At 37.0% G+C, this 20,800-nt stretch carries 25 protein-coding genes; 9 read left to right on the top strand and 16 right to left on the bottom strand.

Annotation, left to right across the window (positions count from 1 at the left end):
- Positions 1–100 precede the first annotated feature (100 nt).
- Entirely contained in the window at positions 101–712 is a 612-nt protein-coding gene (locus ACFFIX_RS25590) for a YhcN/YlaJ family sporulation lipoprotein (RefSeq protein WP_378939175.1), read from the top strand.
- Positions 713–758: 46 nt separating this feature from the next.
- Here the strand turns inward: ACFFIX_RS25590 and ACFFIX_RS25585 are convergent, their stop codons facing one another.
- Positions 759–1,214: a pyridoxamine 5'-phosphate oxidase family protein gene (locus tag ACFFIX_RS25585; protein WP_378939173.1), complete on the bottom strand. Its 456-nt coding sequence runs from the start codon at positions 1,212–1,214 to the stop codon at positions 759–761.
- A gap of 138 nt (positions 1,215–1,352) precedes the next feature.
- On the opposite strand from ACFFIX_RS25585, the gene ACFFIX_RS25580 reads away from it, so the two are divergent.
- A complete protein-coding gene (locus ACFFIX_RS25580) occupies positions 1,353–1,553 on the top strand; it encodes a YlaI family protein (RefSeq protein ID WP_378939171.1) in 201 nt (66 codons plus the stop codon).
- Positions 1,554–1,648: 95 nt separating this feature from the next.
- Complete coding sequence (locus tag ACFFIX_RS25575) at positions 1,649–1,963, top strand: hypothetical protein (RefSeq protein ID WP_378939169.1); 315 nt, start codon at positions 1,649–1,651, stop codon at positions 1,961–1,963.
- A gap of 29 nt (positions 1,964–1,992) precedes the next feature.
- Here ACFFIX_RS25575 and ACFFIX_RS25570 read toward each other — a convergent pair whose 3' ends face one another.
- The 3 genes from ACFFIX_RS25570 to typA form a co-directional block, all read right to left on the bottom strand.
- Complete coding sequence (locus ACFFIX_RS25570) at positions 1,993–2,283, bottom strand: hypothetical protein (protein WP_378939168.1); 291 nt, start codon at positions 2,281–2,283, stop codon at positions 1,993–1,995.
- A complete protein-coding gene (locus ACFFIX_RS25565; protein ID WP_378939199.1) occupies positions 2,280–2,597 on the bottom strand; it encodes a YlaH-like family protein in 318 nt (105 codons plus the stop codon). Before ACFFIX_RS25565 ends, ACFFIX_RS25570 begins: the two co-directional genes overlap by 4 nt.
- Positions 2,598–2,686: 89 nt before the next feature.
- The gene (gene typA / locus ACFFIX_RS25560; RefSeq protein WP_378939166.1) at positions 2,687–4,531 is read right to left on the bottom strand and encodes a translational GTPase TypA; all 1,845 of its coding nucleotides are present in this window, start codon (positions 4,529–4,531) and stop codon (positions 2,687–2,689) included.
- A gap of 273 nt (positions 4,532–4,804) precedes the next feature.
- Between typA and ACFFIX_RS25555 the strand changes: the two genes are divergently transcribed.
- Entirely contained in the window at positions 4,805–4,993 is a 189-nt protein-coding gene (locus tag ACFFIX_RS25555) for a YlaF family protein (protein WP_378939164.1), read from the top strand.
- Positions 4,994–5,069: 76 nt separating this feature from the next.
- Here the strand turns inward: ACFFIX_RS25555 and ACFFIX_RS25550 are convergent, their stop codons facing one another.
- From ACFFIX_RS25550 to ACFFIX_RS25540, 3 genes are all read right to left on the bottom strand, one after another.
- Entirely contained in the window at positions 5,070–5,525 is a 456-nt protein-coding gene (locus tag ACFFIX_RS25550; RefSeq protein WP_378939162.1) for a GNAT family N-acetyltransferase, read from the bottom strand.
- Between the two features lie 5 nt (positions 5,526–5,530).
- Positions 5,531–6,322: an inositol monophosphatase family protein gene (locus tag ACFFIX_RS25545; RefSeq protein WP_378939160.1), complete on the bottom strand. Its 792-nt coding sequence runs from the start codon at positions 6,320–6,322 to the stop codon at positions 5,531–5,533.
- A gap of 148 nt (positions 6,323–6,470) precedes the next feature.
- Positions 6,471–6,659, bottom strand: a complete 189-nt coding sequence (locus ACFFIX_RS25540) for a YkzI domain-containing protein (RefSeq protein ID WP_378939159.1) — start codon at positions 6,657–6,659, stop codon at positions 6,471–6,473.
- 235 nt (positions 6,660–6,894) lie between these two features.
- Between ACFFIX_RS25540 and ACFFIX_RS25535 the strand changes: the two genes are divergently transcribed.
- Positions 6,895–7,527 (top strand): YktB family protein, encoded by a 633-nt coding sequence (locus ACFFIX_RS25535; protein ID WP_378939157.1) that lies wholly within the window; start codon positions 6,895–6,897, stop codon positions 7,525–7,527.
- 30 nt (positions 7,528–7,557) lie between these two features.
- Here ACFFIX_RS25535 and ACFFIX_RS25530 read toward each other — a convergent pair whose 3' ends face one another.
- Both ACFFIX_RS25530 and ACFFIX_RS25525 read right to left on the bottom strand, forming a co-directional pair.
- Positions 7,558–7,839 carry a UPF0223 family protein gene (locus ACFFIX_RS25530; protein ID WP_378939155.1) on the bottom strand — a complete coding sequence of 94 codons (282 nt, stop codon included), beginning with the start codon at positions 7,837–7,839 and terminating at the stop codon, positions 7,558–7,560.
- Positions 7,840–7,842: 3 nt separating this feature from the next.
- Positions 7,843–8,829 (bottom strand): NAD(P)H-dependent flavin oxidoreductase, encoded by a 987-nt coding sequence (locus tag ACFFIX_RS25525; protein ID WP_378939153.1) that lies wholly within the window; start codon positions 8,827–8,829, stop codon positions 7,843–7,845.
- Positions 8,830–9,099: 270 nt separating this feature from the next.
- On the opposite strand from ACFFIX_RS25525, the gene ACFFIX_RS25520 reads away from it, so the two are divergent.
- Positions 9,100–10,572 carry an aminotransferase class I/II-fold pyridoxal phosphate-dependent enzyme gene (locus ACFFIX_RS25520; protein ID WP_378939151.1) on the top strand — a complete coding sequence of 491 codons (1,473 nt, stop codon included), beginning with the start codon at positions 9,100–9,102 and terminating at the stop codon, positions 10,570–10,572.
- Positions 10,573–10,650: 78 nt separating this feature from the next.
- On the opposite strand, the gene ACFFIX_RS25515 is transcribed toward ACFFIX_RS25520, so the two are convergent.
- Both ACFFIX_RS25515 and ACFFIX_RS25510 read right to left on the bottom strand, forming a co-directional pair.
- Complete coding sequence (locus ACFFIX_RS25515) at positions 10,651–10,788, bottom strand: GapA-binding peptide SR1P (RefSeq protein WP_378939149.1); 138 nt, start codon at positions 10,786–10,788, stop codon at positions 10,651–10,653.
- Positions 10,789–10,978: 190 nt separating this feature from the next.
- On the bottom strand, positions 10,979–11,278 hold the full coding sequence (locus ACFFIX_RS25510) for a DUF3055 domain-containing protein (protein ID WP_378939147.1): 300 nt from the start codon (positions 11,276–11,278) through the stop codon (positions 10,979–10,981).
- A gap of 185 nt (positions 11,279–11,463) precedes the next feature.
- On the opposite strand from ACFFIX_RS25510, the gene ACFFIX_RS25505 reads away from it, so the two are divergent.
- Positions 11,464–11,868: a DUF1885 family protein gene (locus tag ACFFIX_RS25505; RefSeq protein WP_378939145.1), complete on the top strand. Its 405-nt coding sequence runs from the start codon at positions 11,464–11,466 to the stop codon at positions 11,866–11,868.
- 28 nt (positions 11,869–11,896) lie between these two features.
- Here ACFFIX_RS25505 and ACFFIX_RS25500 read toward each other — a convergent pair whose 3' ends face one another.
- A complete protein-coding gene (locus ACFFIX_RS25500; RefSeq protein ID WP_378939143.1) occupies positions 11,897–12,772 on the bottom strand; it encodes a polysaccharide deacetylase family protein in 876 nt (291 codons plus the stop codon).
- A 135-nt stretch (positions 12,773–12,907) separates the two neighbouring features.
- On the opposite strand from ACFFIX_RS25500, the gene ACFFIX_RS25495 reads away from it, so the two are divergent.
- Positions 12,908–14,446, top strand: coding sequence for a glycine betaine uptake BCCT transporter (locus ACFFIX_RS25495; protein WP_378939197.1), 1,539 nt, complete (start codon positions 12,908–12,910; stop codon positions 14,444–14,446).
- A 258-nt stretch (positions 14,447–14,704) separates the two neighbouring features.
- Positions 14,705–15,079 carry a hypothetical protein gene (locus tag ACFFIX_RS25490; protein ID WP_378939141.1) on the top strand — a complete coding sequence of 125 codons (375 nt, stop codon included), beginning with the start codon at positions 14,705–14,707 and terminating at the stop codon, positions 15,077–15,079.
- Between the two features lie 57 nt (positions 15,080–15,136).
- Here ACFFIX_RS25490 and lpdA read toward each other — a convergent pair whose 3' ends face one another.
- The 4 genes from lpdA to pdhA form a co-directional block, all read right to left on the bottom strand.
- A complete protein-coding gene (gene lpdA / locus ACFFIX_RS25485) occupies positions 15,137–16,546 on the bottom strand; it encodes a dihydrolipoyl dehydrogenase (RefSeq protein WP_378939139.1) in 1,410 nt (469 codons plus the stop codon).
- A gap of 3 nt (positions 16,547–16,549) precedes the next feature.
- On the bottom strand, positions 16,550–17,911 hold the full coding sequence (locus tag ACFFIX_RS25480) for a dihydrolipoamide acetyltransferase family protein (RefSeq protein WP_378939136.1): 1,362 nt from the start codon (positions 17,909–17,911) through the stop codon (positions 16,550–16,552).
- Between the two features lie 101 nt (positions 17,912–18,012).
- Positions 18,013–18,990: an alpha-ketoacid dehydrogenase subunit beta gene (locus tag ACFFIX_RS25475; RefSeq protein ID WP_378939134.1), complete on the bottom strand. Its 978-nt coding sequence runs from the start codon at positions 18,988–18,990 to the stop codon at positions 18,013–18,015.
- Between the two features lie 3 nt (positions 18,991–18,993).
- Entirely contained in the window at positions 18,994–20,109 is a 1,116-nt protein-coding gene (pdhA, locus tag ACFFIX_RS25470; protein ID WP_378939132.1) for a pyruvate dehydrogenase (acetyl-transferring) E1 component subunit alpha, read from the bottom strand.
- Between the last annotated feature and the right edge of the window lie 691 nt (positions 20,110–20,800).

Here is a 20,800-nt window from a genome sequence, read left to right as displayed (position 1 = left end):
AGCGTTGCTAAAATATATGAATTAATGAATAAATATAGAAGGTTTATTAAACAATAAAATTAAAAATCAAGAGAAAGCTTTACAAAAAAGGAGTGATTCCATGCGACATTTGTTAACTGTTTTGCTGATCTTGACCTTTGTAATATCTGGTTGTTCAACAAACGAAGGCTCACAAGGTGAATCAGCAAATGAATATGAAACAAAACCCATCAATGTAAAAAACAGTGTGGAAGACCCTGTTGATAAAGAAACTGGGCAACAAATATCTAAACATCTCGTTGACATTGCTACACGAATTCCAGGTGTCAATGACGCAACAGCAGTTGTACTGGGAAAATACGCAGTAGTTGGAATCGACATTGATTCAAAATTAGACCGTAACAAAGCAGAGTCAATAAAGTATTCGGTAGCAGAAAGTTTAAAACATGACCCACATGGCGCAAATTCAGTTATTATCGCTGATGCTGATACAAATGAACGATTAAGGGAAATGGCCCGTGAAATCGAAGACGGAAGACCCGTCTTAGGCATTCTAGATGAATTAGCTGCAATTGTTGGACGAGTCATTCCAGAGATTCCAGCAGATATTTTAGATAATCAGCAAAAGGAACCAACTGAACAGGAACAAGATCAACTAAATCCTCAAGAAGAAAAAGAACTGAATAAGGAACAACAAGATCAATCAAACAATCAAATGGACAAAAAGGATTAGTGTTCCTCTAAATGATCTAAGTACGAAAAAAGCTCAGTCTTCAAGACTAAGCTTTTTTCATTGCATCCAACACTTGTTGATCAAGTTTAGCAGCTGCTTTTTCATCATAGGTTTTTTCGTACTTAGGTACTGAAGAAATTTTCGACCCGTAAAACATCACATCACGCACTTCTGAGACCGCAAGTTGAATTAAAGATAACTTTAAAGGCACACCTTCAAGTTTTTCCTCTTTAACATGTGCATTACCATTAATTGAATATGTAGATTCATTCGCAATCAAATTTAATGCAGTAGCAGGATGCTTTTTGATATTTTCAACAATTCTTGAGCGTTGATCTACTGCAATATAAACAAGTTCATGACTAGGAGCATAGACCCACGATACTGCACTTACATTCGGTGCACCTGTTTCATGGTCAATCGTAGAAACCATTACAAACCGCTCTTTTTGGAGCGCTTCGTATAAAGGTTGAATTAATGTTGTTTCAACTTTATTCGCCATCCATTTCCCCTCCATTAGTATTTAATAGGTTAATCATACTCTATTTTATTTTCAGTTCCAACTATAAACAGTAACAATCGGATTTTTTTTGGATACGTGGTATACTTTTGAATAAAAAGATTTGTAAGAGGTGGTATTGTGAGAGTTAAATGTGTAATTTGCGATAAAGTTGAATCAATTGAGGATGAAACATTGATGGCCAAACGGTTAAGAAACCGTCCAATTCATACATATATGTGCAAAGAGTGTTATGAACGTATTGAATTGAATACAAATAAACGAATTGCAACGGGCTCCTTTCACTTATATCGTGATAAAAAGACGGATGATAATTGGTAGTAAGGGGCGTCATCGCTGGTATTTTAAGCGGGTTGGTTTTGGGTTTTTTTCTAAAAACAGTGCAAATATTACTCGGGTTTAAAGTATATACTCTAATGTTAAATATCGATTTTATTTATAAACAAACGTTACCTGAGTGGTTTGAATTTCTAATGCATTTGGTAGTTGCTGTGGGGATTGGCATTTTCTTTATGTATAGTTGTGAAAAGTTCCAGCTTTCATCATTTAAAAAGAGACTGCTTTTCTCGTTCGGGTTAACGATGCCAACACTCTTCCTCTATTTCCCGTTAACCTTATTAGCAATTAAAGATACACCAGCATTATTTGATTGGATCTCGATTATCTGGTGGAGTGTCGGACACTGTTTGTTTGCAGTCGTTTTAGCAATAGCTTCATTTCAAAATAAATAAACCCTGACTTTTTAGAATAAAGACAGGGTTTATTTATTGGGGTAATTTTTAAATTTCTCGGGCTCGTCTATCATTTGATTCAACATTACATCGATTAACTCTGTTGGAAACTTCACTGTTTTTTCGTTTTCGTCCACCTGATACGTTATGAGGTACATCAATTCCTCACGTTCCACATTTATTGTATGAATATGATGTTCATTTCTTAAAATCCGTAGAAAAATATCAGCTGTGTCCTGAGCAGCAGTATCATCCATCCTTGCATCTGCTACCACCTTAATTGTCAGCCAATTATATAAAGCATCTTGTAATGACTTCAATTGGTTTCACTACCATTTTTTTTTGACTGATAAAGACGGATTTTGTAGATAATCAGGATAAGAGCAGCTACAATTAGTCCCTCTCCTACTGGTAAAAAGATACCTAAGAATGTAAGCACTGTACAGCCAAGGGCTAAAAAAGAATAAATAAGTGCAGACTTTAGGATCGGTAGTTTCTTAGCAAATCCCAACTTATAAACAACAATAGATAAGCCTAATATTGTAAAATACAAAAACCACATGCCAAGCTCTGGATTTTGATCTACCCGATATAAACCTGCGAAAAACGATAGTCTTTCTGTAACCTCCATGATTTCCCCTCCATATGTACAAACAAAGCTGCTAAGATAAACTTCTAGCAGCTTTGTTTGAGTAACTCTATATCAGAATACAAGCACGATTTTTATTCAGATAGTGCCATTTTTTTCTTTTTAGCAGATTTTTCACGTTCGTTTTTATCAAGAATTTTCTTTCTTAAACGAATAGAAGTAGGCGTTAATTCGCAATATTCATCTTCATTTAAGTATTCAAGAGATTCTTCTAACGACATAATGCGTGGCTTTTTCATGCTATTTGTTTGATCTTTGTTAGCTGAGCGAATATTCGTTTGTTGCTTCATTCGACATACGTTTACAACAAGATCGTTTTCACGATTATGTTCCCCAACAATCATACCTTCATAAACATCTACTCCGGATTCAAGGAAAATAACGCCACGGTCTTCAATTCCTTGAATACCATAAGTTGTCGATTTTCCATTTTCCATCGAAATAAGTACGCCTTGACGACGTCCTCCAACTTGACCTGATTGCATTGGTTGGTAGCTATCAAACGTATGGTTAATAATACCAAATCCACGTGTTAATGACATAAATTCTGTAGAATAACCGATTAATCCACGAGCAGGTACATTAAAGATCAATCGAACTTGACCATTACCGTTGTTAATCATATCAACCATGTCACCTTTACGGGCACCGATTGATTCCATAATAGAACCAGTGTGTTCTTCTGGTACGTCGATTTGTACACGTTCAACAGGCTCGCAACGTACACCATCAATTTCTCTAACAATTACTTCAGGTTTCGACACTTGTAATTCAAAACCTTCACGTCGCATATTCTCAATTAAAATAGAAAGATGCAATTCCCCACGACCAGAAACAGTCCAAGCATCCGGGGAAGCTGTTGGTTCTACACGTAAGCTAACATCTGTTTGTAATTGAGACATTAAACGTTCTTCTATTTTACGTGAAGTAACGAATTTACCTTCACGACCAGCAAATGGGCTGTTATTAACAACAAACGTCATTTGAAGAGTTGGCTCATCAATTCGAAGAATCGGAAGCGCTTCTTGATGTTCAACAGGAGTAAGTGTTTCCCCAACATTGATATCTTCCATTCCTGAAACTGCGACAAGATCGCCAGCTTTTGCTTGCTCAATTTCAACACGTTTCAATCCTTGGAAGCCAAAAAGTTTTGTCACACGGTAATTCTTGATTGAACCGTCCAATTTCATTAAAGAAACCTGTTGTCCCACTTGCATCGTTCCACGGAACACACGTCCAATACCAATACGACCTACATAGTCATTGTAATCTAGTAAAGCAACTTGGAATTGTAGTGGTTCATCTGTGTTATCAATTGGTGCAGGAATATGATCAACAATCGCATCAAATAAAGAGATCATGTTTTCATCTTGCTCCGCTGGGTTCGGACTAACACTTGCTGTCCCATTAATAGCTGATGCAAAAATAACCGGGAAGTCCAATTGTTCTTCATTCGCACCTAATTCAATAAATAAATCCAAAACTTCGTCAACAACCTCTTCAGGACGAGCAAAGTCACGGTCAATTTTATTAACAACAACAATCGGAGTTAACTTTTGTTCCAAAGCTTTTTTCAAAACAAAGCGAGTTTGAGGCATGCAACCTTCATAAGCATCAACAACTAGTAAAACGCCGTCAACCATTTTCATGATACGTTCAACTTCGCCACCGAAATCAGCATGTCCAGGTGTATCCATAATGTTAATTCGTGTATCCTTATAATTAATAGCCGTATTTTTGGCTAAAATTGTTATTCCACGCTCACGCTCTAAATCATTTGAATCCATAGCACGTTCAGCCACTTGCTCATTTGTACGGAATGTTCCAGATTGATGTAGCATTTGATCGACTAACGTTGTTTTCCCATGATCAACGTGGGCAATAATAGCAATATTTCGAATATCGTTTCGAAGTTTCACAATTTCATCTCCTAAAAATGTATATTCAGAAAAGGCATTAAATAATTATTGGCGTGTCCACATTTGGCTATAAGTCCGTGAAAACCTGTCGCACGACAATGATTATTTTTAACTTTTTGAACATCCTTTATTAATTTCAAAATCACCTTCGATATTATACCATGAATAGTGTAGAAAAGTAGAATGATTTTAAGTAAACTATAAGAGGACGTCGAAAATAATCAAAATTTGACATGGATATAGGTTAATTATACCTAAAAGGAGATGTATTTTATGCAGTTTGGGAAATGGGTTTTTTTAGTACTGGCCGTTTTAGCTGCCGTTTTCATGGCTTTAATTGGAATAGCCGTTGCATTTAGAAGTATCTTGGGCATGTTAGGAGCAATAATTGGGGTAATTGCCGTAATGGGCACAGGATTTGTTTTGAAAAAAAGAATGAGAGAAAAAGGGTTGTTGGACTAGACGAGTACAAAGAACGTTTCATGTGTGGAAAAGCTCATCCAAAATTCGATGAGCTTTTTTTTTGTAATTACTTAGATTATAGCGGTCTGACCAAGATACTATATTCCTTACCAAGGTCGTCTCTTTCAACTTTAAACTGCTCGAATTGACAATTCGCTAAAAATTTAATCCATTCATTTTGATTGATCGGGCAACCAGCAAAAACAGCTTTTTCTCCTGATTGGCGAAATCCCTCGCAAATATGATCAATAATTGTTGAAGCGAATCCTTTCATCCGTTCGTTTGGATGAATTAAAATGGTTCCAATCCAAGGCTTTTCATTCGCGGGTGACCATGCAACTGTAAAGCTAATTCCTATTTGTTTTGAATTACATGACCAAACAAGCCATCTACCATTTAACATTTTATACTTCAGCATATAAGCATCTATTGTCTCTAAATGACATTCTTCCTCTTGCCATGATGGACTATATGTGATCAGATCTTCAAAAAAAGGGAAGTCCGCTTGAGTAAGTTCTCTACTACTTAGCATGTACTCTAAACGTTTAAATAATTTTTCAAGATTTTTGTATGGATGTTCTTTCTTCCGACCAAGACACTACTTGGTGATAAAATATGTATGCTTTCTCCTTCTACAGTAGATGTTCCCGCTCCTACTTCATCAAGAATGACCAACCCTGCTGCAAAATCCCATGGCGATAGTCTCATTGTTAAGTAAGCATCAATTCGACCTGAAGCAACATAAGCGAATTCTAGTGCAGCTGAACCATAGGACCTCGTTCCCCTAACCGCCTTAACTAAAGGTGTGAGAAGCTTGTGATCAATTCGATGGTTTTCCATTACCCAAGTTGCATTCAACCCTATCACAGCTTCTGATAATTCGACCTCTTCAAGCATTGGGAGTTTTAGGTCATTCATAAATGCGCCTTTCCCTTTAAATGCATGGTAAAGTTCGTCATGAACAATGTCATAAATCAAACCAATTTGACCTACTCCATCCCCATACACACCTACAGAAATTGCAAAGTTACGCTGTTGATGGACAAAATTCATTGTTCCATCAATTGGATCGATAATCCAAATAACACCTTCTGTGGAGTCGATTTGGTCACCTTGTCCTTCTTCACCTAATACTTTATGATCCGGAAACGTCTCATTGATTTTTTTAATAAAAAACGTTTCAATGTCTTTGTCCATGTTTGTAACAAGATCATTTGGATTTGATTTTGTTGAAATTGTCAGCGTTGTTTTAAAAGATTGTCGAATGATTTCTCCCGCTTCACTGACCCATTGCTTTGCCTTTAGATCGATGTCTCTCCAATTTGTCATGAGCAACCTCATTTCTATGTAAAATCGAGTCTTGTTTGTTATAGGATACTGTAATGAAAGAACGAAAATCAAGAAAAGACAATCGTTAGCGCGTGGGCGCAAGCAAAAACGAACCTATACGAGGTTCGTTTATGGAGTAAATTCCCCTTCAGGATTGAAGTCTCATCCATTCTTTTCGTAGTTTTTCGAGTTTACGTTTACTCTCTATTTTCTTCTCTTGATCGTTTGTCTGCATAGCATCGTATAGGGTGGCTAACTCATAATCTAATTCTAGTCTCAACACCCCGATATGATTTTTTGACTCCTTTGGACTATTTCCTTTAACGATTTGCTTCATCTTTCTACCGCCCCTTTCTTTATACGAATTATCGGTTTTAAGTTACACGTGTAAGAATATTCAGTTATTTTATATATATTATGAAGTAGAGAAAACGGATGGAACTGAACATTTGAAATTGTGTATATACCTATTTCTTACCACGACGGTAAGAATTTGAAACGTGCAAATGAGTTCACCGAACGTATGTTGTATGCTAGAATAAAGCTACTACAGATACAAAGGAGATTTTGTTTTGGAATTTAAGGGATTCGAAGAAAAGGATTTTGACGTATTTAAAATTGATGGCTTAGATAACAGAATGGAAGCATTGATAGCTACTGTTCGTCCAAAACTTGATGGCTTAGGCACACACTTTTCACCAACACTTTCTACATTGACTGGCGATGAACTATTTCCTCATGTGGCAAAGCATGCGAGAAGATCAGTGAATCCTCCAGCAGATACATGGGTTGCCTTTGCATCAAGTAAAAGAGGCTATAAAATGCTTCCTCATTTTCAAATAGGTTTATGGGAAACACATGTATTTGTTTGGTTCGCTGTTATATATGAGTCACCGATTAAAGAAGCATTCGGGAAATTACTAGAAAACGAGTGGAATCAGTTAAAAAAGAAAATACCTAAAAATTATGTATGGTCCATTGACCACACAAAGCCTGATGTAGTAAAGCAAAGCGAGCTTTCAGATAGTGAATTTAAAGACATATTCACTCGCTTACAAAACGTTAAAAAGGCTGAAATTTTATGTGGTATCCAAATAAGCCGCGAGGACTCCGTAAAAATGAGTGGTGAACAATTTATTCAAACCGTCGAGGATACATTTAAAAAGTTAATGCCACTTTACCAATTAGCACAAAAATCAGTTTGATTTAGTAAAAAACAGGGATGACAGCAGCTGTCATCCCTGTTTTTTTATAGAAATCCAATCTTCTTCACTCGCATCTTTCGCTTTTTTTACAGCCCGGTATGCTGAGTAGCCACTTACTTCCTCGAATTCATCACACAGGTTCTTTTCATCTGATTTGCCTGGAATGATTTCTTTTAAACGACGATATGCTGACATTAATTCTGTTCGACTTATACCTTTTTCATAAGCTTTTTCGATACATTCATAAAATGCGAGAACACTTACCATTTCTTCTGTACTCCATTCATATGAAATAGGATATTGATAATCCAATTTTCAGTCCCTCTTTCTTCCTACCTTTTGAGAAAGTGACCATTCATTCCGAATGGCTTCTGCCTCGGTAATCATTCTTGAAATTAATTCGTTTACAGTGGGCACATCTTCAATTAATCCCATGACCTGGCCTGCCCAGGCAAAACCCTCGTCAAGTTTACCATCATAAATATAGTTTTTGTTAGCATTACCACTAATATAATCTTTTAATTCTTCGTACCCTCCCGAGTGTTGTTCGATTTCTAGTATTCGGTTCGTCCAGCTGTTGGAGATAGCACGAGCAGGGGCACCTAGTGATTTTTTAATAACAACTGTGTCATTTTCGGTACCTTTCACTAACGCGTTTTTATACTGGGCGTGAGCATGTACGCATTCTTGTGTGGCAATAAATCGTGTGCCCATTTCAATACCTTCTGCTCCTAGACTTAAAGCAGCCATTAAGCCACGACCATCTCCAATCCCACCTGAAGCAATGACCGGAATTGTAACGGCGTCAACAACTTGAGGTATTAACACGATTGTCCCAATGTCGTTTCTTCCTAAATGACCGCCACCCTCTTGACCGACAACCATAACAGCATCTGCACCAAGCTCTTCTGCTTTTATCGCTTGTCTTTTAGCCGCGACAAGAACTAATTTTTTCGCTTTTGTTCCTTTTAATTGTTCAAAGATTGGCGCTGGATTGCCACCTGTCATCGAAATTACCGGTACTTCTTCCTGAATTGCTACTTGAAGTAAATCATTAAATGGTCGTCCATGCTGACCAATTGCAAAGTTTACACCAAATGGCTTCGTTGTTTTTTCTTTGATTTTTTTTATTTCCTCTCTAAGGGCGTCTGGAGTTCCTAACGACATTGCCGTTATTTGTCCTAAACCTCCTGCATTTGATACCGCTGCCGCAAGCTCGGAATAAGCTAAATAGGCTAAACCACCCTGTATGATTGGGTATTGAATACCCAAGGAATCTGTCACCCTTGTTTTCCAACTCATTTATTTCCCCTCCTAATTCCAATACAATATAAATTCTAGTATTTTATTCAAATTCCTTTTTGAATTTTTCTTTATCATTTGTGGTAAAGCTGTCTATGTATTAAAAAGACTCTTATGAGTTAGGTTATGTTTGAGTTAACAATTATTTTTATTGACTGAAAATCATCATAACGGTATAATTCTTTTGTTTTATAGAAGAACTCGGATATAAAATTAATAACAAAACCAATAACATAAACATGATCCATGTAAAAGAAGGTGGGAAAGAATTTGTCGCAATTAGAAACACCGTTATTTACCGGTTTAATCAAGCATGCAAAAAGAGAACCCGTTCAATTTCATATTCCAGGCCATAAAAAAGGAGCAGGTATTGATCCTGAATTTCGAAATTTCATAGGTGACAATGCCTTGTCGATAGATTTAATCAATATAATCCCTTTAGATGATCTTCATTCACCTAAAGGAATCATAAAAGAAGCGCAAGATTTAGCGGCCCTAGCTTTTGGAGCCGACCATACCTTTTTCTCCGTTCAAGGAACTAGTGGAGCCATTATGACTATGGTCATGGCGGTTTGTGGACCAGGAGATAAAATAATTGTCCCCAGAAATGTGCATAAATCAGTTATGACTGCAATCGTTTTTTCTGGTGCTACACCTATTTTTATTCACCCTGAAATTGATAAAGAATTAGGCATTTCTCATGGTATTACGACAGATTCCGTTGAAAAAGCATTGCAACAGAATCCAGATGCTAAAGGTGTGCTTGTAATTAACCCAACTTATTTTGGCGTTTCAGCAGATCTAAAGAAAATTGTAGAAGTGGCACATTCATATAATGTGCCAGTCTTAGTCGATGAGGCTCATGGAGTGCACATTCACTTTCATGAAGATTTACCGTTAAGTGCAATGCAGGCTGGTGCTGATATGGCAGCAACAAGTGTTCATAAGCTCGGAGGATCTATGACACAAAGCTCTGTTCTGAACGTGAGGGAGGGCCTTGTATCGCCTCAGAGGGTACAAACGATTATGAGCATGATGACGACAACATCAACATCCTACTTACTCCTTGCTTCTTTAGATGTAGCAAGAAAGCAGCTTGCAACAGAAGGCCGAGAGCTCATTGAAAAAACGATTCAGCTTTCTAATCAAACAAGGGAGCTAATTAATTCTATTGATAACATCCGCTGTATTGGGGAAGAAATTCTTAGTTCAAAAGCTACTTTTGATTACGACCCAACTAAACTAATCATTTTAGTAAAAGAACTTGGCTTAACAGGCTATGATGTTGAAAAATGGTTGCGTGAAAACTATCAAATTGAGGTAGAGATGTCGGATCTATACAATATTCTCTGTATTATTACACCTGGTGACACAGAACGTGAAACAACAATCTTGATTGATGCTTTAAAAGCACTATCTCTTGAATATAGCAAAAAGCAAGAAAATGATCTGAAAATAAAGATTCTCTTACCTGATATCCCGGTTCTGGCTTTAACACCTCGTGATGCTTTTTATTCGGAAACAGAAATTGTCCCGTTCAAAGAATCCGCTGGGCGTATTATTGCTGAGTTTATCATGGTTTATCCACCAGGAATCCCAATCTTTATTCCTGGTGAAATTATTACAGAAGAAAATTTAACATACACGCTTAAAAACATGGAAGCTGGGCTCCCTGTCCAAGGCCCTGAAGATCCGAGTCTTTCTTATTTACGAGTCATTAAAGAACACAGAGCGATTCGTTAGTAATTTTAAAAAAATGAAAGCATGCAACAGCGTTGCATGCTTTCATTACCCCTTAATGCATTTCTATATCTTAACCCCTTATTTGACCTCGACAACTCGCTCTGTATCGACATGCTTACAGTCACACTGATTGGAGCTGCTGTAAAATGTTGTCACCTTTTCAACCTCAATATGACCGATTGTAGAGTTGCAGTGTTGACAAACGATTGTTCCCATCTCCATACCCCTTTTCAATCATTATTGCACTCTCAAAGTCTTTTATTCTTTGAAAGCGCTTTACCTTTGTTGTTAACTCTATAATAATATGTCACATTTAAAACGTCAAGGGGTAAATTGTATAACACATTAGATATTTTAATGAGAATTTTGTTCTTTTTTAGAGAATTGTGGTTACATTAAGCATTTATCATTCGTATTGTGTTTCAAGTGAAAGGATAGGAATTGCAGTATAAAAGAAAGTTGCTAAATCTTGAGCTTGTTTCTTTGATTCTATGTGGAAGATTTTCTGTAGAAATTCGAGGTCTTTAAGATCTTTAGTGTCAAGGAGTGTTGATCGTCCTGATTGCATGCAAATAACTAACGGCTTACCAAAAAACATATGGCTATAAACAATCCCAAAATCATACCGCTTCTCTTCTGTTGAAAACCCTACAAAACGTACATTGGCCTTTTCCGTTTCATCGTAGAATTTTTCAAAATGGTTCATAAAAACACCTCCGAATTATCTGATTATTTAGAAATTAATTATAACCCAATCTTTTCACGACAACAAGTATAAAGGGAAATTGTACTAGCACACTTAGGAAGTTGCCAATACTCCGTTGAAATTGTAAAATTTAACTTAGTATCTACTAAAATACAAATACTTCAGAATACTAGGAGCTGGGGAACTTGACGAGTCATGCATTTATAAAGCTTGTGCCTGCATCTAACAAATCAGGTATGTCTTTAGAAGAATTGGAGGAGCTGCTGGCTTATTATATTGAAATCACTAGTAAAACTGGTCAACAGCTTGATTGGTCTTACGAGAAGTCCGCGTTTCCTTATACATATGAAAGAGTTGATAACTACCTTACACTAACTTCGAGTTTGGCTGAGTATAATAAGATCTACTTAGCGGTGGGTGATATAGAGGAAGAAAACGAGGAGATTCCGCTTATACAAGTTTCCTTGCCAATAACAGCGACACATGGAGATAAAGGGAAAGCGAATGAATTATGTAAGTTTCTCGCAAAAAAGCTAAAAGGAGAGCTCCAACTATTTAATGGACGTGTGATGTATTTTTACAAAAGATGAAATGAAAGAAGGGTGCAGTCACCCTTCTTCATTTCGGAGTTTTTATTAAGTTTGGATCAACAATCGTATATCCTTTTTCCTGTAATCCTTTTACAATTCCTCGCAAAGCTTCATAGGTCCATTCTCGATCATGCATAAGTAGATTGGCTCCGTCGGTTAAGTATGGAGTATTCACCATAATGTCTGTTAAAGCATCTTTAGATAAATAGTCTTTTTCCCAGTCATATCCGTAAGTCCAATTCATTAATAGCATTCCTTCTTTTTCGGCCAATTCTTTGCTATATTCAGTATTACTTCCAAATGGTGCACGGTAAAACCTAGGACGTTCTCCAATAATTAATTCGATTTGATTATTTAATTCAACGATCTCTTTAAACTGTTCTTCCTCTGATAAATCGTTTAAATTGCTGTGCGTCATCGTATGGTTACCTATTGCAAACCCCATATCGTATATTTCTTTTAATATTGCTTTCTTTTCATCTGATTGAATAAAATGACCGTTTACAAAGAAAATAGCAGACACTCCTGCTGCTTTTAATGTTTTAGCCATTTTTAATGAATACCTATCAGGTGCGTCATCTATTGTTAATAAGACAACCTTTTTGTTTGTCTCCCCAGAAATTGGCTTTATCGACCAATTAGCTGCATTCAGCTCATAAGTTGGTTGCAAACTGACTACTGCCTCCGTTACAACCTCTTTTAATTCTATATCATCTTGTTTTTCTACTATCTCTTTATTATCATTTTCCGACTCAAATTCTTGCTTATTTTGATCACTATCTTCAGCTATTCGCTCTTTATTTTCTCCATTTTGTTTCTCCTGATTTGAGGCAGTTTGCACGTTACATCCAGAACAGAGTGAAATAAAAGCTAGCAAAATGGCAGCTATTCGAAAAAATTCCATTACGTTTGTTCCCCCAATTTAATTACTATCCCTAGTATATATTAAGCCTTATTGCTTCACTATATAAAATAGGAATGTTACACTTAAACTTCGTGTTTTTACTACATATTACCTAAGGAGGAGTGTATGAACTTAATGAAAAAATTCACACCTGTTTTTATTCTTTCAGTTATTGTGACAACATTATTTATTCTTTGGGGTTTAATACCCGAAAGTGTGCTTCCAAATGGAAACCTTGCTACAGTTACGACTGCCATTCAAGGTTTTATTATTGAAAAATTCGGCTGGTTTTACCTTTTATCCGCTACTTTCTTCTTGATTTTTTCGGTTGGACTTATTTTTTCAAGATATGGAAACATTAAATTAGGAAAAGATGATGATGAACCTCAATACTCTTATTTAACATGGTTTGCGATGCTCTTTAGCGCTGGCATGGGAATTGGTCTTGTATTCTGGGGTGTGTCTGAGCCGCTTTTTCACTATAGCTCACCACCTACAGGAGATGGCTTAACCGATCAAGCCGCACGCAATGCACTAAGGTATTCTTTCTTTCACTGGGGCTTTCATCCTTGGGCTATTTATTCAGTTATTGCACTTTCACTCGCTTACTTTACCTTCCGTAAAGAGCAAAATGGGGTCATTAGCAATATTTTACGTCCAATTTTAGGTGATCGAGTTGATGGAAAAACGGGAGTCTTAATTAATTTTGTTGCTGTTTTTGCAACAGTGTTTGGCGTAGCGACTTCACTTGGTTTCGGTGCAGCTCAAATCAGCGCTGGAATATCTTATCTTTTTGACGGAGTAGAAAACAATTTTACAACTCAATTAATCATTATTTTAGTCGTAACTGTTTTGTTTATGCTTTCAGCGCAAACTGGGTTAAATAAGGGTATTAAATATCTGAGTAACTTAAATGTCATATTGGCGATTTCACTCATGTTATTTCTGTTGTTTGCAGGTCCAACGAATTTTATTATGGATTTCTTTACAACAACGCTTGGAAGTTATCTTCAGAACTTACCATCAATGAGTTTCAAAATGATGCCATTTGAACAAGACAATACTTGGATCCAAGATTGGACCATCTTTTATTGGGCATGGTGGATTTCATGGGCACCATTTGTAGGAACGTTTATTGCTCGGATCTCTCGAGGACGTACGATTCGTGAGTTCACGATCGGAGTACTAGCTGTTCCGACTGTTTTTGGGGCTCTATGGTTTTCAGTGTTCGGAGGTTCAGCAATATTTTTAGATCATGTACAAGGGATTTCACTTGTCGACATTGTCAATGAACAAGGCACTGAAGTAGCATTATTTGCTATGTTAGAACAGTTTCCATTTGGGACAGTAATGTCAATATTAGCCATTCTTTTAATTAGTTCCTTTTTTATTACGTCTGCTGATTCTGCAACTTTTGTTTTGGGAATGCAAACTACGAACGGTATGCTTAACCCTCCAGGTTCAATTAAGTTCATTTGGGGCATTATTCAATCCTCTGCAGCTGCCATTTTATTATGGGCTGGTGGATTAGCAGCATTACAAACAGCTTCAATAATCGCTGCCTTACCTTTTGCGATTATCATGATTTTAATGGCCTTTTCATTACTAAAATCTCTACGTGAAGAAAAAGTTATTAAGTATAAAGGAGTCGCAAAAGAATCTACTAAAGAATAAAATATATTCACACAAACGACGATAGGTATCAGCCTAACGTCGTTTTTCTGTAGAAGTAATTTCCCGGATATTTTTATATGTAAATTTTTCATTTATGTAACAAATAGATGACATCTACTAGTTTAACAAAAGTATATGATAAAATAGGATTAATTTAACAAAGGTTCAGGAGTTACACTTTTATGTTCCGAATAGGCATAAAGACTTATTAATCTACCAGATAAACTATCGATATACTTATTAAAAGAGGTGGGCAACTTGGCAAGACCTATCCTATTTGCCATTATCATGTCAGTCTTAGTTCTTTCATCATGTGATATTTCTCAAGTTTCCTCAAATGGACTAAATGATGGCGTGTTTGAAGAAAAACAGCTACTCTTCTTTTCAGATGATAAAAATATTGATCGTGAGGCAGTCTACTATGATGCGTTGCTTGATCTACAGAAAGAATTTCCAGAAAAAGTTGATAATATGAAGGTAATCGCAGCCAAACAAGAATACGGACCTTTTGAAGTAGATACATATCCCTCTCTACTTGTGATTGATGAACAACAAATAATTGTTCATATCGAAGGAAGTGTTTTAAGTAAAGATGAAATAACAAAGCCGATCCTAGAAGCATTGTCTGATTAATGAATTAACGCAAAAAAGCTGTCTCATGATGAGACAGCTTTTTGATTGCACTAATTTTTACATTATATGAATAGGGCTACCAATGGCAACTTCTGCTGCTTCCATTGTGATTTCCCCTAGTGTCGGATGTGCGTGAATTGTCATTGCGATATCTTCTGCTGTCATGCCAGCTTCGATAGCTAGGCTTAACTCTGAAATCATATCAGACGCGCTAGCTCCTGCAATTTGTGCTCCAATTACTAAACCATCCTCTTTACGAGTAATAAGCTTTAAGAAACCATCTGTATTGTTTAACGAAAGTGCGCGACCATTTGCTGCAAATGGGAATTTCGATGCTTTCACTTCAATACCTTCTTCTTTTGCCCTGGCTTCTGTGTAACCTACAGACGCTAGTTCTGGTTCAGAGAAAACAACTGCTGGAATTCCTAAGTAATCAATCTCTGCGTTTTCACCAGCAATCACTTCTGCAGCAATTTTCCCTTCATAAGAAGCTTTATGAGCGAGTGGAGGACCTTCAACAATATCACCGATTGCAAAAATATTTGATACATTTGTGCGACATTGTTTATCAATTTTAATAATGCCTCTATCAGACATTTCAATACCGACTTGATCAAGACCAAGCTCATCCGTATTCGGACGGCGTCCAACAGTAACTAGTAAGTAGTCAGCTTCAACTGATTTTTCTTCACCTTTTACTTCAAATGTAACTTTAACACCAGTTTCAGTTTCTTCCACACCTTTAGCCATGGCTTTAGTATGAATCTCAACGTTCCCTTTTTTCTTAAGATTACGTTTAACTAGTGAACTCATTTGTTTTTCAAAGCCAGCTAAAATGTCATCACCAGCTTCGATAAATGTTACTTCTGTACCAAAGTTCGCAAATGCCGTTCCAAGCTCTGTTCCGATATAACCAGCACCAATAACAACCATTTTGTTAGGAATTTCTTGCAGATTTAAAGCACCTGAAGAATCCAATACACGTTTAGAGTATTTGAACGCTGGAATTTCAATTGGACGTGAACCAGTTGCAATAATTGCATTTTTGAATTTATATGTTTGTGAAGAGTTTTCGTCCATTACTTTTATTGATTCATTATCAATAAAGTAGGCTTCACCACTAACAATCTCCACTTTATTGCCTTTAAGCAGTCCTTCTACTCCACCAGTGAGTTTCTTAACTACTCCTTGCTTGAACTCCTGAACTTTTGAGAAATCAACTGTTACGTTCTCAGCGAATATTCCCATGTCTTCAGAATGCTTTGCATTTTCAAAGCGGTGACCTGCTGCGATTAATGCTTTTGAAGGGATACACCCAACATTTAAACATACGCCACCTACTGTACCTTTTTCTACAATTGTTACTTTTTGTCCCAATTGAGCAGCGCGGATTGCTGCAACATATCCGCCTGGTCCTGCTCCGATGACAATAGTATCTGTTTCAATAGGAAAATCTCCAACTACCATCGATTACGCCTCCATTAAAATTAATTGTGGATCATTGAGTAAACGCTTGATGTGATTTAAAGCATTTTGAGCTGTAGCACCATCGATCATACGGTGATCAAAGCTTAAAGATAAAGCTAATACTGGAGCAATAACAATTTCTCCATCACGAACAACAGGCTTTTCAGCAATACGGCCGATACCTAAAATTGCAACTTCTGGATGATTAATAACCGGAGTGAACCACTGTCCACCAGCAGAACCAATGTTTGTGATTGTGCAAGATGCACCTTTCATTTCACTAGCAGTTAACTTTCCATCACGCGCTTTTGTTGCTAGATTATTAATTTCATCAGAAATACTGAATACTGACTTACGCTCAGCATTTTTTACAACGGGAACCATAAGTCCTTTTTCTGTATCAGCAGCAATTCCGATGTTGTAATAATGTTTCTGTACAACCTCTTCTGTTTTATCATCTAATGATGTGTTAAGTACAGGATATTTTTTCAGCGCTGCCGTAAGTGCTTTCACTACGTACGGTAAATATGTTAACTTAATACCCTGCTCGGCTGCAACACCTTTGAACTTTTTACGATGTGCAACAAGTTCCGTTACATCAATTTCATCCATTAATGTTACGTGTGGAGCAGTATGCTTAGAGTTAACCATTGCTTTGGCAATCGCTTTACGCATACCACTCATTTTCTCGCGAGTTTCTGGGAATTCACCCTCAGGAACTGCAGGAGCAGCTGCTTCTTTTTGTTCTGTTTTCTCTTCTTTTGCTGGCTGTTTTGTATCTGTAGTAGCTGGTGCTTCTTCAGTTTTTGAACCGCCCTGTAGATGAGAATCTATATCTTCTTTTGACACTCGACCATTTTTCCCAGACCCTGATACCTGTTTAATCTCTACACCTTTTTCACGTGCATACTTACGTACTGAAGGCATAGCTATTACACGTTTGTTTGGATCAACTTCAACTTGATCTTGTGAACCTGCTCCAGTTTCTTTTTCTTCTTGCTTAGGTGTTTCTTCTTTTTTTACATCTTGCCCAGCTTCAGCTGTTGCCTGAACTTGTGCTTCAGTCTTTTCTTCTTTTTTAGGTTCAGCATCATGGTCATCACCTTTAAATTTAAGGTCTTCATAACCAGGAGCATCAAAAGTAATTAGGGTTTGTCCTACTGTAGCAACCGTACCTTCTTCTACTTTTAATTCTAGTACTTTTCCTTTAACAGGTGATGGAATTTCAACAACTGCTTTATCATTCTGCACTTCTGCAAGAATGTCATCTTCATTTATTTCATCGCCAACTTTTACAAACCACTTTACGATTTCACCTTCATGGATACCTTCACCGATATCTGGAAGCTTAAATTCAAATGCCACGTGCAATCTACCTCCTTGATTTATAAAAAAGTTTTCGTAAACAAAGGGCTCATCCTGGGTAAGTCAAAAATACAAAACAGGATAGCTCCTATAAAATTTAATTAAAAGTTCATTACTTTCTTAGCAGTCTCAATTACATCTTTGTAATTTGGTAGCCATACGGTTTCAGCTTGTGAGAAAGCGAAAACTGTGTCAGGCGCTGTCACACGTAAGACTGGAGCTTCTAAGCTAAGAATTGCACGGTCATTGATTTCTGCTACTACGTTAGCAGCAATACCCGCTTGTTTTTGTGCTTCTTGAACAACAATTGCTCGACCTGTTTTTTCAACAGATGCAATAATTGTTTCGATATCTAATGGACTAACAGTACGAAGATCGACGACTTCAACTGAAATCCCTTCTTTTTCAAGTTCTTCAGCAGCTTTTAAAGATTCGTGAACCATTGCTCCGTAAGTGATAATTGAAAGGTCGGTACCTTCAAGCTTAACATCAGCTTTACCAATTTCAATTGTGTATTCTTCTTCTGGAACTTCTTGACGGAATGAACGATAAAGCTTCATATGCTCCAAGAAAACAACTGGATCGTTATCACGAATTGCAGAAATAAGTAGTCCTTTTGCATCATAAGGAGTTGACGGAATTACAACCTTTAAACCAGGTTGTTGAGCCATTAATCCTTCTAAGCTATCAGCATGCATCTCAGGAGTATGTACTCCACCACCGAATGGAGAGCGAATCGTTACAGGTGACGTCCAACGTCCACCAGAACGGTAACGCATACGCGCCATTTGGCCTGATACGGAATCCATCACTTCATAAACGAATCCGAAAAATTGAATTTCCATAACTGGACGGAAGCCTGTTAAACCAAGACCAATCGCAAGACCACCAATACCTGATTCAGCAAGTGGTGTATCAAATACACGATCTTCACCAAACTCTTTTTGTAATCCTTCAGTTGCACGGAATACGCCACCATTAACTCCAACGTCTTCTCCAAAAACTAAGACGTCTTCATTATTTTTTAATTCTGTGCGTAACGCATCAGTAATGGCTTGAATTAATGTCATTTGCGCCATAGCTTACTTCGACTCCTTTGCTTTGTAGATTTCATACTGTTCTTTCAAGTTATAAGGCATTTCTTCATACATAACAGACATAAGATCTGTTACTTTTTGTTTTTCAGTATCATCTGCTTTTTTAATTGCTTCTTTTATATCTTCTTTCGCTTGTTCGATAACTTTGTTTTCTTCTTCTTCGCTCCATAACTTTTTACCCTCTAGGAATTTACGGAATCTTACAAGTGGATCTTTTGATTCCCACTCATTTTCTGTTTCTTTCGTACGATAGCGAGTTGGATCGTCACCAGCCATTGTATGTGGACCATAACGGAAAGTAAGTGTTTCAATTAGTGTAGGTCCTTCTCCATTTATTGCACGCTCACGTGCATCAAGAGTTGCCGCATAAACTGCTAATGGATCCATACCATCAACTTGAATACCCACAATACCTGCAGCAGCTGCTTTTTGAGCAATTGTTTGTGCAGAAGATTGTTTTTCAACAGGAGTTGAAATCGCATAACGGTTGTTTTGGACAACAAAGATCGCTGGCGCTTTATAAGCTCCTGCAAAGTTGATTCCTTCGTAGAAATCTCCTTGTGAAGCTCCACCATCACCTGTATAAGTAATCGCAACAGCTTTTTGACCACGTTTTTTATAACCTAATGCCACTCCTGTAGCTTGAATGATTTGTGCTCCAATGATGATTTGTGGAGAGATTGCATTCACGTCTTCTGGCATTTGATTTCCTTTGAAGTGTCCACGAGAGAACAAAAATGCTTGATATAAAGGAAGGCCGTGCCAAATTAATTGTGGAACATCACGGTATCCTGGTAAGATAAAATCTTCTTTTTCTAATGCGAAATGAGTTGCAATTTGTGATGCTTCTTGCCCAGCAGTTGGCGCATAGAACCCTAAGCGACCTTGACGGTTTAAAGAAATTGAGCGTTGATCTAGGATACGAGTGTATACCATACGCGTCATTAGTTCTTTTAACTGCTCATCTGATAGCTCAGGCATTGCAGCTTCGTTTACTACTTTTCCTTCTTCATTTAAAATTTGGAACGTTTCGAACTGCTTTGCAATGTTTTCAAATTGCTTCTTGCTGTCAACAACAGCGTTTTTTGTTTTTGCAGCCATCTTAATACCTCTTCCTTTCTTTTCTCCTTAGAGTGTTATCATGAAGCGAACAAATAGAATAGAGAATTAATCATTTGTCCCCTATATTCGTTCACTGTTTTACTTAACAGGTAAGAAAACATTCAGGCTTTAAAAATAGTAATCATCTTCTAATTCCTAGGTAGATGATTCCAATAATCACAGCAATAGGTTACCCCAAAACAAAGCCTACGACACAATTTTTTTTAGCTTCAGTCATACTTCTTATATACCACATTAGGTGATTGTCGAAAACTCTAATTATGTATGTCGTTTAGACCTGCAAGCTGGTAGTCTGTATTAATAAGATTAAGTTTCCAACTAATACAACTTATTATTACAATTCTTAGTTTACAACATCGCTTTCACATGCGTCAATCTCTTTGCACACCTATTTTAAATTACTAAATTAATGTTTGTCTTTTTTTATATCATTGTAATTAAAATAATCTGTATTAGTACAAAAATTATACTGTTGTAGTTTTATTGATACAGATGTCGTAATAGATTGCGGAATAACGCAAGCGCTTTCACCAACGATGTAAGGCTAAGTTCTTGAGTGTCGTGGGGTAAACGACAATCGAGTAGGAGGCGCGTTACCGCGCCGACCTCTCACACCACCGTACGTACCGTTCGGTATACGGCGGTTCGAAAGTTTATGAAATTACTTTTA

This window comes from Metabacillus herbersteinensis, assembly GCF_042433335.1.
GTDB lineage: Bacteria > Bacillota > Bacilli > Bacillales > Bacillaceae > Metabacillus > Metabacillus herbersteinensis.
This window is presented reverse-complemented; position numbering and strand designations above follow the sequence as displayed.

Bases quoted from the DNA above. Each gene is read 5' to 3' on its own strand.
- ACFFIX_RS25585 (WP_378939173.1), bottom strand. From the start codon at position 1,214: ATGGCGAATAAAGTTGAAACAACATTAATTCAACCTTTATACGAAGCG.
- ACFFIX_RS25545 (WP_378939160.1), bottom strand. From the start codon at position 6,322: ATGACAAATTGGAGAGACATCGATCTAAAGGCAAAGCAATGGGTCAGT.
- ACFFIX_RS25525 (WP_378939153.1), bottom strand. From the start codon at position 8,829: ATGAGTTGGAAAACAAGGGTGACAGATTCCTTGGGTATTCAATACCCA.
- ACFFIX_RS25510 (WP_378939147.1), bottom strand. From the start codon at position 11,278: ATGAACCATTTTGAAAAATTCTACGATGAAACGGAAAAGGCCAATGTA.
- ACFFIX_RS25555 (WP_378939164.1), top strand. From the start codon at position 4,805: ATGCAGTTTGGGAAATGGGTTTTTTTAGTACTGGCCGTTTTAGCTGCC.
- ACFFIX_RS25590 (WP_378939175.1), top strand. From the start codon at position 101: ATGCGACATTTGTTAACTGTTTTGCTGATCTTGACCTTTGTAATATCT.
- ACFFIX_RS25515 (WP_378939149.1), bottom strand. From the start codon at position 10,788: ATGGGAACAATCGTTTGTCAACACTGCAACTCTACAATCGGTCATATT.
- lpdA (WP_378939139.1), bottom strand. From the start codon at position 16,546: ATGGTAGTTGGAGATTTTCCTATTGAAACAGATACTATTGTCATCGGA.
- ACFFIX_RS25575 (WP_378939169.1), top strand. From the start codon at position 1,649: ATGTTAAATATCGATTTTATTTATAAACAAACGTTACCTGAGTGGTTT.
- ACFFIX_RS25550 (WP_378939162.1), bottom strand. From the start codon at position 5,525: ATGCTAAGTAGTAGAGAACTTACTCAAGCGGACTTCCCTTTTTTTGAA.
- ACFFIX_RS25540 (WP_378939159.1), bottom strand. From the start codon at position 6,659: ATGAAGCAAATCGTTAAAGGAAATAGTCCAAAGGAGTCAAAAAATCAT.
- ACFFIX_RS25475 (WP_378939134.1), bottom strand. From the start codon at position 18,990: ATGGCGCAAATGACATTAATTCAAGCCATTACTGATGCGTTACGCACA.
- ACFFIX_RS25495 (WP_378939197.1), top strand. From the start codon at position 12,908: ATGAAAAAATTCACACCTGTTTTTATTCTTTCAGTTATTGTGACAACA.
- ACFFIX_RS25500 (WP_378939143.1), bottom strand. From the start codon at position 12,772: ATGGAATTTTTTCGAATAGCTGCCATTTTGCTAGCTTTTATTTCACTC.
- pdhA (WP_378939132.1), bottom strand. From the start codon at position 20,109: ATGGCTGCAAAAACAAAAAACGCTGTTGTTGACAGCAAGAAGCAATTT.